This is a genomic window from Massilia paldalensis, from assembly GCF_044901715.1.
Taxonomy (GTDB): domain Bacteria; phylum Pseudomonadota; class Gammaproteobacteria; order Burkholderiales; family Burkholderiaceae_D; genus Telluria; species Telluria paldalensis.
In genome coordinates this window covers 375,747-388,528 of sequence record NZ_JBJCIU010000004.1, presented here as the reverse complement: position 1 = coordinate 388,528, position 12,782 = coordinate 375,747, and the positions used below count along the sequence as shown (strand labels likewise).

Annotated in this window: 14 protein-coding genes; 5 read left to right on the top strand and 9 right to left on the bottom strand. The window is 66.7% G+C overall.

Annotated features, from left to right (window positions below; all coding sequences use genetic code 11):
- Together ACI1V7_RS21085 and ACI1V7_RS21080 are read right to left on the bottom strand one after the other, a co-directional pair.
- The gene (locus ACI1V7_RS21085) at positions 1–1,140 is read right to left on the bottom strand and encodes a YbdK family carboxylate-amine ligase (protein WP_404533811.1); all 1,140 of its coding nucleotides are present in this window, start codon (positions 1,138–1,140) and stop codon (positions 1–3) included.
- Complete coding sequence (locus tag ACI1V7_RS21080; protein ID WP_404533810.1) at positions 1,130–2,329, bottom strand: cation:proton antiporter; 1,200 nt, start codon at positions 2,327–2,329, stop codon at positions 1,130–1,132. The genes ACI1V7_RS21085 and ACI1V7_RS21080 overlap by 11 nt, the downstream gene beginning before the upstream one ends.
- A 186-nt stretch (positions 2,330–2,515) precedes the next feature.
- On the opposite strand from ACI1V7_RS21080, the gene ACI1V7_RS21075 reads away from it, so the two are divergent.
- Positions 2,516–3,121 carry a CPBP family glutamic-type intramembrane protease gene (locus tag ACI1V7_RS21075; protein WP_404533809.1) on the top strand — a complete coding sequence of 202 codons (606 nt, stop codon included), beginning with the start codon at positions 2,516–2,518 and terminating at the stop codon, positions 3,119–3,121.
- Between the two features lie 108 nt (positions 3,122–3,229).
- Here ACI1V7_RS21075 and ACI1V7_RS21070 read toward each other — a convergent pair whose 3' ends face one another.
- Genes ACI1V7_RS21070 through ACI1V7_RS21060 form a run of 3 tightly spaced genes read right to left on the bottom strand, consistent with a single transcriptional unit; the run spans position 3,230 to position 5,842 of the window.
- Positions 3,230–4,399: a vWA domain-containing protein gene (locus ACI1V7_RS21070; protein WP_404533808.1), complete on the bottom strand. Its 1,170-nt coding sequence runs from the start codon at positions 4,397–4,399 to the stop codon at positions 3,230–3,232.
- A gap of 1 nt (position 4,400) precedes the next feature.
- The gene (locus tag ACI1V7_RS21065) at positions 4,401–4,991 is read right to left on the bottom strand and encodes a GNAT family N-acetyltransferase (protein ID WP_404533807.1); all 591 of its coding nucleotides are present in this window, start codon (positions 4,989–4,991) and stop codon (positions 4,401–4,403) included.
- Positions 4,988–5,842, bottom strand: a complete 855-nt coding sequence (locus ACI1V7_RS21060) for an AAA family ATPase (RefSeq protein ID WP_404533806.1) — start codon at positions 5,840–5,842, stop codon at positions 4,988–4,990. The genes ACI1V7_RS21065 and ACI1V7_RS21060 overlap by 4 nt, the downstream gene beginning before the upstream one ends.
- 173 nt (positions 5,843–6,015) lie before the next feature.
- On the opposite strand from ACI1V7_RS21060, the gene ACI1V7_RS21055 reads away from it, so the two are divergent.
- Together ACI1V7_RS21055 and ACI1V7_RS21050 are read left to right on the top strand one after the other, a co-directional pair.
- Entirely contained in the window at positions 6,016–6,354 is a 339-nt protein-coding gene (locus ACI1V7_RS21055; RefSeq protein WP_404533805.1) for a c-type cytochrome, read from the top strand.
- An 18-nt stretch (positions 6,355–6,372) separates the two neighbouring features.
- A complete protein-coding gene (locus ACI1V7_RS21050) occupies positions 6,373–6,732 on the top strand; it encodes a c-type cytochrome (protein WP_404533804.1) in 360 nt (119 codons plus the stop codon).
- A gap of 19 nt (positions 6,733–6,751) precedes the next feature.
- Here the strand turns inward: ACI1V7_RS21050 and ACI1V7_RS21045 are convergent, their stop codons facing one another.
- The 4 genes from ACI1V7_RS21045 to ACI1V7_RS21030 all read right to left on the bottom strand — a co-directional run bounded on the left by ACI1V7_RS21045 (position 6,752) and on the right by ACI1V7_RS21030 (position 10,173).
- Positions 6,752–7,177: a DUF1841 family protein gene (locus ACI1V7_RS21045; RefSeq protein WP_404533803.1), complete on the bottom strand. Its 426-nt coding sequence runs from the start codon at positions 7,175–7,177 to the stop codon at positions 6,752–6,754.
- Between the two features lie 86 nt (positions 7,178–7,263).
- A complete protein-coding gene (locus ACI1V7_RS21040) occupies positions 7,264–7,752 on the bottom strand; it encodes a hypothetical protein (RefSeq protein WP_404533802.1) in 489 nt (162 codons plus the stop codon).
- Positions 7,749–9,344 carry an aspartyl protease family protein gene (locus tag ACI1V7_RS21035; RefSeq protein WP_404533801.1) on the bottom strand — a complete coding sequence of 532 codons (1,596 nt, stop codon included), beginning with the start codon at positions 9,342–9,344 and terminating at the stop codon, positions 7,749–7,751. Before ACI1V7_RS21035 ends, ACI1V7_RS21040 begins: the two co-directional genes overlap by 4 nt.
- 145 nt (positions 9,345–9,489) lie before the next feature.
- Complete coding sequence (locus ACI1V7_RS21030) at positions 9,490–10,173, bottom strand: RNA pyrophosphohydrolase (protein ID WP_404533800.1); 684 nt, start codon at positions 10,171–10,173, stop codon at positions 9,490–9,492.
- 212 nt (positions 10,174–10,385) lie between these two features.
- On the opposite strand from ACI1V7_RS21030, the gene ACI1V7_RS21025 reads away from it, so the two are divergent.
- Positions 10,386–12,119, top strand: coding sequence for a proline--tRNA ligase (locus ACI1V7_RS21025; protein WP_404533799.1), 1,734 nt, complete (start codon positions 10,386–10,388; stop codon positions 12,117–12,119).
- On the top strand, positions 12,119–12,781 hold the full coding sequence (locus ACI1V7_RS21020; RefSeq protein ID WP_404533798.1) for a lytic transglycosylase domain-containing protein: 663 nt from the start codon (positions 12,119–12,121) through the stop codon (positions 12,779–12,781). Before ACI1V7_RS21025 ends, ACI1V7_RS21020 begins: the two co-directional genes overlap by 1 nt.
- Position 12,782 lies beyond the last annotated feature (1 nt).

Genomic DNA, 12,782 nt, shown 5'->3' with positions numbered 1-12,782 from the left:
TCAGGCCTTGCGCCGTTCGCCGCGGAAGCGCCGGATCGCCGCATCGACCATGCCTTCGCTGCTGCCCTGGCGCTCGTACTGGCCGCGCAGGAACGCCGCGTCGTTGCCGTCCGACGCCGCCGACGCCAGGTGCAGCAGCGCCTCGACGCTGCCCAGCGCCTGGGAGTGCGGTTCCATCAGGTCCAGCGTGGCCAGGATGTCGTCGCGCAGCGGGATCGCCGCGTAGGTCTTGGGGTGGGTCACGACGCCGTCCAGGCCGAAGCGGCTGGCCTGGAAGCGGTTGTAGTTGTAGACGAGGTAGTCGTCCTCGACGGGCGCCTCGGCCGCGTCGTCCTTGCGCTCGAGCAGGTGGCGGCACAGCGCCTGCAGGTAGGCGGCCAGTGCGGCAGCCCGTTCCACCGTCAGCGGCGTGTCGCACACGCGCAATTCGATGGTGCCGAATTCCGGCTTGGGCCGCAGGTCCCAGTAGAAATCCTTCATGCTGTGGATGATGTTGGTGCGCTCCATCTTGGCGAAGTATACGTTCGCGAACTCGTCCCAGCGCAGCGTGAACGGCGCCCGCCCGCTCATCGGGAAGGCGAACACGGAATTCAGGCGCGCCGAATCGAAGCCGCTGTCGTGGCCCTGCACGAACGGCGACGAGGCCGACAACGCGATGAAGTGGGGGATGTAGCGCGACAGCGCGTGCAGCAGGTACAGCGCGTCGTCGCCATTGGCGCAGCCGATGTGCACGTGCTGGCCGAACACGGTGAACTGCTTGGCCAGGTAGCCGTACAGCGAAGACAGTTCCTGGTAGCGCTGCTTGGACGAGATGCGCTGCTCGGACCAGTGCTGGAACGGGTGCGTGCCGCCGCCAGCGATGCCGATGTTGAGCACGTCGCTGGCGGCCACCAGGGTGTCGCGGATGTCGAGCAGCTCGGCCAGCAGGGGCCGGTAAGCCGTGTGCACGCTCGAATTAATCTCGATCATGCTCTCCGTGATCTCGGGCGTGACGTTGCCGGGGAAGGGCTTGCGCCGCAGCAGGTGCAGCAGGTCGACGCTGGCCGGCGTCAGGTCGAAGTCCGACAGGCTGACCAGTTGCAGTTCCAGCTCGACCCCGAAGGTCAGCGGCTGCGAGGTGCTGAAGGCGTCAAGCGGCATGTTCCTGCTCCGGATTGGCGGGTGCTTCGCGCGCCCACACGAGCGCGCGCTGCAGGAGGATGGGACCGAACACCTCGAGCAGCATGGTGACGGCGGCCACGGCGCGCAATTCCTCGACCACCTGCACGCCCGCCAGGCGCGCATGCTCGATCAGGAGGATCACGAACACGGACAAGGGCACCAGCGACACGCCCGTCAGCGCGCCCTTGCGCCACGAGATGCCGGACAGGTGGGCGAACGCCATCACGCCCAGCGTCTTGGTCGCCAGGCGCACGACGACCAGCGCGACGGCCAGCGCGCCGCCGGCCCAGACCTTTTGCCAGTCCAGCGTGGAGGCGACGAACACGAACAGCACGACGGTCAGCAATTCGCCCAGCGCGCCGAAGTTGCGCTGCGTCTGGCTGAAGGCCACGCGGCGGTGGCGCGCCATCAGGCCGAAGGCGAGCGCCGCCACTACCGGCGACAGGCCCAGCGTGAAGGTGATCGAGACGAGCAGGATGACGGCCAACGCGAACGCGACCGTGGCATCCTGGGCCATCTTGCCGAGCCCGCGCAGCAGGGCCGGCACGACCAGGCCGAACACGGCGCCCGTGAACGCGGACACGACCAGCACGACGAGGCTGTTCCACAGCGCGTCGCCGACGTCCTCGAAGGTGCGGAAGATCCACAGGCCGACGCTGGCGTTGAAGGCGAACACGGCCAGCACGCAATTGAGCGCGCACAGGTGTAGCGCCCGCTCCGTCACCTGGCCCGAACTGCGCTGCTCGTTGATCACGCGTACCAGCGTGGCGGGCGAGGTCGCCATCGACAGCGAGGCCAGCATCAGCGCATTGATCTCGGAGGCGCCGAACGCGCGCGCGACGAGCAGCACGGCGACGAAGGTCAGCAGCGATTCGGTGAGCCCGGCCACGCCGATCCACGGGTTGGTGCGCAGCCAGCGCAGGTTGATGCGGTAGCCGAGCTCGAACAGGACGAGGCCGAAGGCGACGTCGGCCAGCAGCAGGGCGGCGCCCGCATCGGGCCGCGGCAGCACGCCGAGCTGGGGCGCGGCCAGCAGGAAGCCTACCAGGCCATAGAAGCTGATGCGCGGCAGGCCGGTCCAGCGTTGTCCGAATTCGCCGACCAGCCAGGCCACCGTGATCGACACGGGCCAGGCAAGACTGGTCAGGATGGCCAGGTATTCCGTCATGGAGTCTCCAATCAAAACCGGGGGCACTCTGCGGTGCGGTCGTATCGATCTTACAAGAGGATATTTACCGCACGATTGCGTGTAGGAAGAGAGGAAGTGCTGCCGTTTTATGGTCCAGCGTGCTACATTCCTTTCGCAGTTTCAATTCAGAAATCCAGCCGTCATCGGCACCGCACCGACCTCTTCATGACCACTCCCGCATCGACCCCTCCCGCCGGCGCCGCCGCCCATCCGCAGATCCGCCTGGGCGCGCAGCTGCTGACCTGCCTCGGATTGTGCCTGGTGGCCGCCCCGATCATCATGATGCAGGCCGATCCGCGCGCCGCCTTCGCCGGCAAGATGCCGCTCATGTGGCAGATCCTCGTGGGGCAGGGCCTGGCGCTGGTCGCCGCCATCGCTTCCTACCTGCTGTACCGCGTGACGGCGAAGTCGGCCTCCACGGCGCGTACCGTCGAGAGCTATGCGCGCCTGGACCTGCGCGGGCTGAATCCCCTGTGGATCAGCATCGCCGCCGCCGTCGGCGAGGAAATGCTGTTCCGCGCGGCGCTGCAGCCCTGGCTGGGCGTGTGGATCGTGTCGCTGCTGTTCCTCGTCACCCACATCCCCGTCTACCGCTTCCGCAAGCTGGACGGCGCCACGCTGTCGCAGGTGGCCGGCATCTTCGGCTGCAGCGTGCTGCTGGGCTTCGTGTTCGAGTACGTGGGCTTGCTGGCGGCGGTGCTGGTGCACCTGTGGATCGACGTGGTGGGGCTGCTGGTCGTGCGCGGGGTGATCGCCGCGCGTAAGCAATGATCCTGCAAACATGAGCGTCGTCCCTGCGAAGGCAGGGACCCAAGTTCTGCATGCGTTTCGATAGCGCCGGCAAAATTGGGTCTCTGCCTGCGCAGGGACGACGGGGTTTTATTTGCTCAGCAAGCGCATCGCCCGCTCGAGCCCATCCATCGTCAGCGGGAACATGCGCTCGCCCACGATCTGGCGCACGATGGCGATCGACTGGCGGTACTGCCACAGGTGTTCCGGCTCCGGATTGAGCCAGGCGCATTTCGGGAAGGCCGCGCAGAAGCGCGCTAGCCATTCGCCGCCCGGCTCGTCGTTGTCGTACTCGACCGAGCCGTGCGGGGCCACGATCTCGTAGGGACTCATGGTGGCGTCGCCGACGAAGATCAGGCGCGTGTCGGGCGGGTAGGTGCGCAGCACGTCCCAGGTCGGGAAGCGCTCGGCGTGGCGGCGGCGGTTGTTCTTCCACAGGTAGTCGTAGACGCAGTTGTGGAAGTAGAAGAAGTCCATGTGCTTGAACTCGCTCTTCGCCGCCGAGAACAGTTCCTCGGTGCGCTCGACGTGGTCGTCCATGCTGCCGCCCACGTCCAGCAGCATCAGCACCTTGATGCGGTTCCTGCGTTCCGGCTGCATGCGGATGTCGAGCCAGCCGGCATTGTTGGCGGTGGAGCGGATCGTGTCGTCCAGCGCCAGTTCGTCGGCGGCGCCGTGGCGGGCGAAGCGGCGCAGGCGGCGCAGCGCGACCTTGACGTTGCGGATGCCCAGCTCGCGGTCGCCGTCGTAGTCGCGGTAGCTGCGCTGGTCCCACACCTTCACGGCCGAGCGCTTGCCCCCTTCACCGCCGATGCGGATGCCCTCCGGGTTGGTGCCGCCGTGGCCGAACGGCGAGGTACCGCCCGTGCCGATCCATTTGCTGCCGCCCTCGTGGCGCTCCTTCTGTTCTTCCAGCAGCTGGCGCAGGCGGTCCATCAGCTTGTCGTAGCCGAACTTCTGCAGGGCCGCCTTCTGTTCCGGCGTCAGCTCGCGCTCCAGGCGCTTGACCAGCCAGTCCAGCGGAATTCCCGCCTTGTCGTCGAACACGGCCTCGATGCCCTTGAAGTAGGCGCCGAAGGCGCGGTCGAACTTGTCGAAATGGGCTTCGTCCTTCACCAGCGTCAGGCGCGCGAGGTAGTAGAACGCGTCGAGCGACGGCGCGATCACCTGCTTTTCCAGCGCTTCGAGGAGCAGCAGGAATTCGCGGATGGTGACGGGCACTTTCGCGTTGCGCAGGGCGAAGAAGAAGTCGATCAACATGTCAGTCGTGGCCGTGAAGGCTGAGCCGGTAGTGCAGCTGCGACTTGGTCGCCGGCCACTCGCCGCGCAGGATGCTGTACAGGACGGTGTCGCGCACCGTGCCGTCGCGGCGCAGCGCGTGGTGGCGGATGATGCCGTCCTTCTTCGCGCCCAGCCGCTCGATCGCCGCCTGCGACGCGTGGTTGAAGACGTCGGTGCGCAGGCCGACCACGAGGCAGCCCAGCGTGTCGAATGCGTGCGACAACAGCAGCAGCTTGCAGCTCGTGTTGACGTGGCTGCGCTGGCGGCTCTTGGCGTACCAGGTCCAGCCGACCTCGACGCGGTCCACCTGCGGCAGGATGTCGTGGTAGCTGGTGGTGCCGATCACGGCGTCCGTGGACACGTCGACGACGGCGAAGGCCAGGCGGTCCGGCATCTCGAGCGCGCGGCCGATATAGGCCTCGACGTCGTCCGGCTCGGGCACCGAGGTCACGCGCAGCTTCCACAGCTGGCCGTCGCAGGCGGCGGCGCGCAGGCCGTCCGCGTGGTGCGGCGCCAGCGGTTCCAGGCGGATGCCGTTGAACTCCAGCGTGACCGGCTCGACCCGGATCATCGGTTGTGCCTCGCCATCGCCACCAGGCGCTCGAACAGGCCGACGTCCTGCTCGTTCTTGAGCAGGGCGCCGTGCAGCGGCGGCACGATGACCTTGGCATCCTGGCTGCGCAGCGCTTCCGGCGGAATGTCCTCGGCCAGCAGGAGTTTCAGCCAGTCGAGGAATTCCGAGGTCGACGGCTTCTTCTTCAGGCCGGGCACGTCGCGCAGCTCGTAGAAACTCTGCAGGGCGCTGGCCAGCAGCTCCTGCTTGAGGTGCGGGAAGTGGACGCGCACGATGTCGGCCATCGTCTCCTTGTCCGGGAACTGGATGTAGTGGAAGAAGCAGCGGCGCAGGAAGGCGTCCGGCAAATCCTTCTCGTTGTTGGACGTGATGATGACCAGCGGGCGGTGCTTCGCCACGACCAGCTCGCGCGTCTCGTAGACGTAGAACTCCATGCGATCGAGTTCGCGCAGCAGGTCGTTCGGGAATTCGATGTCGGCCTTGTCGATCTCGTCGATCAGCAGGACGACGGGTTCCGGTGCCGTGAACGCCTGCCACAGCACGCCCTTGACGATGTAGTTGTGGATGTCCCGCACGCGTTCGTCGCCGAGCTGCGAATCGCGCAGGCGCGACACGGCGTCGTATTCGTACAGGCCCTGCTGGGCCTTGGTGGTCGACTTGACGTGCCACTGCAGCAGCGGCATGTCGAGCGCGGCGGCGACCTCTTCGGCCAGCATGGTCTTGCCGGTACCGGGCTCGCCCTTGATGAGCAGGGGGCGGGCCAACGTGAGGGCGGCGTTGACCGCCAGTTTCAGGTCATCGGTGGCGACATAGTTGTCGCTGCCTTCGAAGCGTCGTGGGGCATTCATGGGCGCGTTGTCCGGTATGAAATGCCATCGAGTATATGCCAGAACGCCAACCGGAAGCAGGGGCCACGCTTTGTAGACTGGGCTATATTTCTCGGATAGAATCGGCCAGTCGTAGTACAAATGCTAAGTTTTTTGTGTTTCGCGGTATTCGAACAACCTCACGATTGCCAACCATGAAAATATTTTTAGCAGTACTCGTGCTGGCCAGTGCCGCTACGGCGCCGGCGGGAGCGGCTGACATCGTCGCCAACCCGAAGGCGGCGCCGAACAAGATCGAGCAGTGCATCGGCTGCCATGGCATCCCCGGCTACAAGGCCACGTTCCCCGAGGTCTACCAGGTTCCCATGATCGGCGGTCAGTCCGCCAAGTACATCGAAGCCGCGCTCAATGCCTATAAAAAGGGCGACCGCCGGCACCCGTCCATGCAGGGCATCGCCGCCAGCCTGTCGGACCAGGACATCGCCGACATCGCCGCGTACTACGCGCAGCAGACGGTCGCCAGCACCAAATAAGAAGACGCGGAGGAGACCATGAAACGATTGATCCTGAATCTGGCCCCATCCCTGGCCGCGTTCGCGCTGTCCCTGGATGCCCTGGCCGCTTCCGGCGACGTCACCAACGGCGCTGCGCTGGCCAAGAAATACAACTGCGCGTCCTGCCACGGCGCCGACTACAAGACCCCGATCGACCCCAGCTATCCGAAGCTGGCCGGCCAGCACGCCGACTACCTGGCCCATGCGCTGCTGACCTACAAACGCGGCGGCAAGGCGATCAACGGCCGCAACAACGCCATCATGGCCGGCATGGCCCAGCCGCTGTCGGACAAGGACATGGCCGACATCGCGGCCTACCTGCACAGCCTTCCCGGCCCGCTGGTGATCCGGCGCTGAGCCGGATGCGCTGCGCTTCTTACTTCACCTTCTTGCGGACGCACTCGACGTAGGCGTCCGTGTCCGGCTGGGTGCCGTGGCGCTGGGCCGACCAGATCATCTCGCCCAGGCATTCCATCACCTGGTGGTGCGCCTCGTGCGCGCCGATGCGGGCCGACAGCGCCTCGACGGCGGCGCGGATGCCGCGCGGCTGGTCGATCGACACCTGCTCCGTGATCGACAGGTGCATCGACAGGTGCAGGAAGGGATTCGGCTTGCCGCCTTCGACGGAATAGTCGCGCGCCACCGCCTCCTCGGCATCGGTCAGTTCGTCATGGTATTCGGGATGCTCGTCGATCCAGTCGGCCGCGAGCGCATCCATCGGGGTCAGGATCTCGCCGGCGCGGCGCTTGCGCAGGGCTTCGCAGAAGAATTGGCGGACGTCGTGGGAAGATGGGGTGAACATGGCGGGAGCATTCGTACGCGAGGGAAGGGCGTCATTGTAGCGCGCCGGCGGCGTGCCTGCTGCCGATCCCGTCGTCGGACGCTCCGTTACCAGCCTGCCAACTCGAGCTCCAGCGTGCCGTGCCACGGCACCTGCTGCCAGCGCGCATCCAGCGCCAGCACGGCGGCGAACAGCGCCTGGCCGGCGCCGTCCGGCAGTGGCGGCGCGGCGCGTCCGCGTGCGGCGCAGGCCGCGCGCACGCCATCGGCGAACATGGCCGCGTCGAAGGCGCCGCTCCACAGCTGCGCCTGCAGGCTCTCGACCACCGCTTCGGCATGGATGGCCTGGTCGGCCACGTCGCCGGACCCTGCGTCGTGGCTGCGTTCCATCGCCCAGCCGATGTCGGCGCCGCCGGCCACCATGCCGTAGAAGGCGGCGCGCCAGCCGAGCGTCGATTCGACCACGTAGTGGACCAGGTCGTGCGGCAGGATGTCCTGGCGCGGCATCGGGGTCGCGGTGGCGCTGCCGTCGCGGCGCAGGCAGCGCAGCTGGTCGGCCTTGTCGGTACGGGCGCCGCGTGTCGCGATCAGCTTCATGGCGTGGCGTCGTCCGTCGGCGTCTTCGCGGCTGGCGGGGCGGCCTGCGGCGTGTTCTGTGCCGCGAGGGTCCGCGCCGGCGGCGCGCAGCGGGCGCGCGCCTCTGCGGCCAGCGCGTCGGCCCTGGCCGTATCGCCCTGCGCCCGGTACCACTCGGCCACATAGCCTTCGGCCTGGCAGCGGCGGCGCGCGGCGTTGTCCTTGTCGCGGCCCGCCTCGTCGAGCAGGCGCGCGGCGTCGATCTTGCCGAGGTAGAAACGGCCCACGGGTTCCGGCCAGGCCTCGTCGTGCTGCTTGTCCATGCTGGCCGCGAGCTCGCTGCGCGCCAGTTCCGCCTCGCCGTTCTTCATGCGCGCCGTGTACAGCCACAGGGCGCCGAAGCGTTCCGCCGGCAACTGGTCGAGCGCCTTGCGCAGCAAGGGAATCGCCTGGTCCGCGTGACCGGCCAGCAGCGCGCGCCGCCCCGCGATCAGGTTGGCGTGCGGCTGGCCGGACTTGACGGCCATGTCGAGCCAGACCTGCGCCACCAGCGGGTCGCGCGCCACGCCGCCGCGGCCGTTGCCGTACATCGTCGACAGCACGTACTGGGCGTCGGCATTGCCGCCGTCGGCTTCGGTGCGCATCCACGGTTCCAGGCCGGTGCCGCGCGTGAACACGTCGCCGCCCGTATAGGTGAAATACAGCTTGCGCTGGCTCATGGCGAACAGTACGCGGTGGCTGCGCAGGAAGTCCTGGCCCAGGTACAGGTCGGCGCCGTCGCTGCCCTGCGATTCGATGACGCCGATCTCGGCGTCCTTGATGGTCTCGTCGCCGATCTGGATGCTCTTGACGGGCGCGATCCAGTGCGGCGCCCGGTCCGCGCCGATGCCGCCGGAGTCGCCCATGCGCGTTACGCCCGGCGCCGTCACGTCGATGCCGACGTTTTTCGCGGCGCGGCGCTGCAGGAAGCTGCGGTGGGCGCCCGTGTCGATCATCGCATCGACTTCCTTGCCGTTGACGATGGCGGTGAAGTGCGGGTTCGGGCTGCTGTCCCGGCTGCGCTCGAACGGCACGGACACGGCCTGTTCCTGCCAGATCTGCAGGGGCACGTCCTTGCAGTTCTCCGGCTGGAAGAAGCGGATCTTCTTGGCGCCCAGGTCGAATTCCAGGTCGCGCTGCAGCAGGAAGGGCGAGCCGAGGATCGCGTCGAAGGCCGGCGTGAACGCCGTCTCGTACACGACGGGCAGGTCGAGCCGGCGCGTGGTGCGCGTCGGTCCGACACCGAATTCCTTGACCCGCGTGACGTACAGCCGCGAAAACCCGCTGATGCCGTTCACGTAGCGTCCCGTCATGTGCAAGGGCAGGTCGCGCTTGACGACGCCCGTCATGGTGAGAATGGTGTCGAAGGCGCCCGTGTCGACCAGCAGCGTGGCCGGCATCCCGTCGATGCTGCCGTCGACGGCCGGCGTCAGGCCCGGGCCGGCGTAGCGGATCGGCAGCGTGGCGATTTCATAGTAGGTGCAGCGCGGCGCATCGGCGCCATGGGCAACGGGGGACAGCAGCGCCAGCGCGGCGGGCAGGCAGGCGAACAGGCGTGTGAAGGTAGGGGTCATGCGGGCGATTCTACTGGTCGCCCGGCGCGAGAAACTCATCAAATGTCACAATGCAATGTAACGTAATGTTGACATTTTGAAAATGAAAAAGGCAAGCGCCACCGCTGCCGCAGTGGCCTTGCCTTTCGGCAGTGTCGCTTTCGCGCTACTGCTTGTCGATACCCTGGCGCGCGACGACGAGCTTGGAGCTGCCGGCCGCGTCCGCGATGGCCTTGCTGGCCGCCACCACCGCCTTGCTGCTGGCATTCGCGGCCGTCCTGCCATTGTTGCCGTTGCCGCCATTGCCGCCCTGGCCACGCCGTTCGTGCGGCTGGCGCAGGTAGCGCGAGCCGTGGCGGCGGTCCTGGCCGTTGGCGGGCCAGGTCAGGAAGCGCGACAGCTCCTGCAGCGCGCGCTGGTACACTTCGCGCTTGAACTCGATGACCACGTCCAGCGGCACCCAGTAGTCGTGCCAGCGCCAGGCGTCGAACTCGGGGTGGTCGGTCAGGCGCAGGTTGACGTCGTTGTCGCGTGCCACCATGCGCAGCAGGAACCAGATCTGCTTCTGGCCGCGGTAGTGGCCGCGCACCTCGCGCTTGATGAAGTGGTCCGGCACTTCGTAGCGCAGCCAGTCGCGGGTGCGCCCCACGATCTTGACGTGCTCCTGGCGCAGGCCGATTTCTTCCTCCAGCTCGCGGTACATCGCCTGCTCCGGCGTCTCGCCGTACTTGATACCCCCTTGCGGAAATTGCCATGAGTGCTCGCGCACCCGCTTGCCCCACCAAACTTCGTTGTTGGCGTTCAGCAGGATGATGCCGACGTTGGGGCGGAACCCTTCACGATCGAGCATGATTCACCTCGAAACTTTCTGCCGGTCTTGCCCTTAATTTTTTACCTACGTATCCAAGCAAACTAGGGCGCTTCAGCCGTCTGATCGTACGGGAACAACGACGTGCACCACTTGTTTCGGACCCATTTGTATAAAGATTGGATGCATCGGCCGGCTAATCCTTTAAAATTAGGTCGATTATAACCCTCTCTTTTTAAAAAGAATTCATCGATATGCGTGCCTCGCGATTTTTTATTTCAACGCTCAAAGAAGCTCCTTCCGACGCCGAGATCGTCAGCCACAAGCTGATGATGCGCGCCGGGATGATCAAGCGCCTCGGTTCCGGCATCTATACGTATATGCCGCTGGGCCTGCGCGTCATCCGTAAGGTCGAAGGCATCATCCGCGAAGAAATGAACAAGGCGGGCGCGATCGAGCTGCTGATGCCGATGGTGCAGCCGGCCGAACTGTGGCAGGAAACGGGCCGCTGGGACAAGATGGGGCCCGAACTGCTGCGCCTCAAGGACCGCCACGGCCGCGACTTCGCGCTGCAGCCGACCTCGGAAGAAGTCGTCACCGACGTCGTGCGCAGCGAGATCAAGTCCTACCGCCAGCTGCCGGTGAACTTCTACCACATCCAGACCAAGTTCCGCGACGAGCGCCGTCCGCGCTTCGGCCTGATGCGCGGCCGCGAATTCACGATGAAGGATGCCTACTCGTTCGACCGCGACGTCGAGAGCATGCAGGTGTCGTACAAGACGATGTTCGATGCCTACGTCAGCATCTTCAACCGCTTCGGCCTGAAATTCCGCGCGGTGGCCGCCGACAACGGCGCCATCGGCGGCACCGGCTCGCACGAATTCCACGTGATCGCCAGCACCGGCGAGGACGCCATCGTGTACTGCCCGACCTCGGACTACGCGGCCAATATGGAAGCGGCGGAAGCGCTGCCGCTGTCGACGCAGCGCGGCGCGGCCACGCAGCAACTGACGAAGGTCTCGACCCCGGCCACCACCAAGTGCGAGGCCGTGGCCAAGCTGCTGGGCATCGGCCTGGACAAGACCGTCAAGTCGATCGCGCTGACCGTGGAAAAAGACAACGATGGCAAGGTCACCAAGGAGAACTGGCTGCTGCTGCTGCGCGGCGACCACGAGCTGAACGAAGTCAAGGTCTCGAAGGTCCCGGGCCTGAAGGACTTCCGTTTCGCCAGCGAAGCCGAGATCCTGGAAGCCTACGGCAGCGTGCCGGGCTACCTGGGCCCGATCGGCACCAAGCAGCCGGTCACCATCGTGGCCGACCGCACCGTCGCCAACATGGCCGATTTCGTGTGCGGCGCCAACGAGGCCGAATACCACTTCACGGGCGCCAACTGGGGCCGCGACGTGGCCGAACCGCTCGTCGCCGACCTGCGCAACGTGGTCGAAGGCGATGCTTCGCCGGACGGCAAGGGCGTGCTGGCGATCGAGCGCGGCATCGAAGTGGGCCACGTATTCCAGCTCGGTACCGCGTACTCGGAAGCGATGAACGCCGTCTACCTGGACGAGAAGGGCCAGCCGGCGCCGATGCAGATGGGCTGCTACGGCATCGGCGTGACCCGCATCCTGGGCGCCGCCATCGAGCAGAACTTCGACGACAAGGGCATCGTCTGGCCGGACGCGATCGCGCCGTTCGAGCTGGTGCTGTGCCCGATGGGCTACGACCGCAGCGAACTGGTCAAGACCGAGACCGACCGCCTGTACGCGGAACTGCAGGCGGCGGGCGTGGACGTCATCGTCGACGACCGCGGCCTGCGTCCGGGCGCCATGTTCGCCGACTGGGAACTGGTGGGCGTGCCGCACCGCGTCGTGATCGGCGAGCGTGGCCTCAAGGAAGGCAACTTGGAATACCAGGGCCGCCGCGATGCGGAGGCCACGGCCGTTCCCGCCGCCGACATGGTTTCCTTCGTCAAGGGCAAACTGGGCAAGTGATGCGCAAGCGTTCGATCGGCCAGGCGGGCGCCTGGCTTGCCGGCCCGTTGCTCGCCGCTGCGCTGTTGGGCAGCGGCGCGGCCCATGCCGGCAACCAGAAGGAAGAGGCGCTGGCCGATTCGGTCCGCCTGGCGCTGGAGCACGCGATCCGCGACGGCCGGCCGCCGAAACCCGCATTCCGCGACGACGCGGCGCGGGCCCGCTACCGGCAGTGGTTCGACACGATGTCCGCACGCCTCCAGCGCCGCCTGCCGGACGAGCAGACGCGTACCGAGTTCCTCGAGGCCGCGTGGTACGAGGCGACCCGCGCCGGCCTCGATCCGGGCCTCGTGCTGGGCCTGATCCAGGTCGAGTCGGCCTACCGCAAGTACGCCGTATCGATGGCCGGCGCGCGCGGCTACATGCAGGTGATGCCGTTCTGGACCGGCGTGATCGGCGACTCCAACCGCCGCGCGCTGTTCGACATGCAGACGAATTTGCGCTACGGCTGCTCGATCCTGCGCATGTACATCGACATGGAGGGCGGCAACCTGTACCTGGCGCTGGGCCGCTACAACGGCAGCCGCGGCAAGCCGCAGTATCCGAACGCCGTGCTGGCGGCGTGGAAGAACTGGGAGTTCAAGTTACAGGATGGGGCCAATAGCGCTGTCGCTTCGCGGTGAC

Excerpts from the sequence above, each read along its gene's own strand:
- ACI1V7_RS21085 (WP_404533811.1), bottom strand. The coding sequence starts at position 1,140 with ATGCCGCTTGACGCCTTCAGCACCTCGCAGCCGCTGACCTTCGGGGTC.
- ACI1V7_RS21080 (WP_404533810.1), bottom strand. The coding sequence starts at position 2,329 with ATGACGGAATACCTGGCCATCCTGACCAGTCTTGCCTGGCCCGTGTCG.
- ACI1V7_RS21075 (WP_404533809.1), top strand. The coding sequence starts at position 2,516 with ATGACCACTCCCGCATCGACCCCTCCCGCCGGCGCCGCCGCCCATCCG.
- ACI1V7_RS21070 (WP_404533808.1), bottom strand. The coding sequence starts at position 4,399 with ATGTTGATCGACTTCTTCTTCGCCCTGCGCAACGCGAAAGTGCCCGTC.
- ACI1V7_RS21065 (WP_404533807.1), bottom strand. The coding sequence starts at position 4,991 with ATGATCCGGGTCGAGCCGGTCACGCTGGAGTTCAACGGCATCCGCCTG.
- ACI1V7_RS21060 (WP_404533806.1), bottom strand. The coding sequence starts at position 5,842 with ATGAATGCCCCACGACGCTTCGAAGGCAGCGACAACTATGTCGCCACC.
- ACI1V7_RS21055 (WP_404533805.1), top strand. The coding sequence starts at position 6,016 with ATGAAAATATTTTTAGCAGTACTCGTGCTGGCCAGTGCCGCTACGGCG.
- ACI1V7_RS21050 (WP_404533804.1), top strand. The coding sequence starts at position 6,373 with ATGAAACGATTGATCCTGAATCTGGCCCCATCCCTGGCCGCGTTCGCG.
- ACI1V7_RS21045 (WP_404533803.1), bottom strand. The coding sequence starts at position 7,177 with ATGTTCACCCCATCTTCCCACGACGTCCGCCAATTCTTCTGCGAAGCC.
- ACI1V7_RS21040 (WP_404533802.1), bottom strand. The coding sequence starts at position 7,752 with ATGAAGCTGATCGCGACACGCGGCGCCCGTACCGACAAGGCCGACCAG.
- ACI1V7_RS21035 (WP_404533801.1), bottom strand. The coding sequence starts at position 9,344 with ATGACCCCTACCTTCACACGCCTGTTCGCCTGCCTGCCCGCCGCGCTG.
- ACI1V7_RS21030 (WP_404533800.1), bottom strand. The coding sequence starts at position 10,173 with ATGCTCGATCGTGAAGGGTTCCGCCCCAACGTCGGCATCATCCTGCTG.
- ACI1V7_RS21025 (WP_404533799.1), top strand. The coding sequence starts at position 10,386 with ATGCGTGCCTCGCGATTTTTTATTTCAACGCTCAAAGAAGCTCCTTCC.
- ACI1V7_RS21020 (WP_404533798.1), top strand. The coding sequence starts at position 12,119 with ATGCGCAAGCGTTCGATCGGCCAGGCGGGCGCCTGGCTTGCCGGCCCG.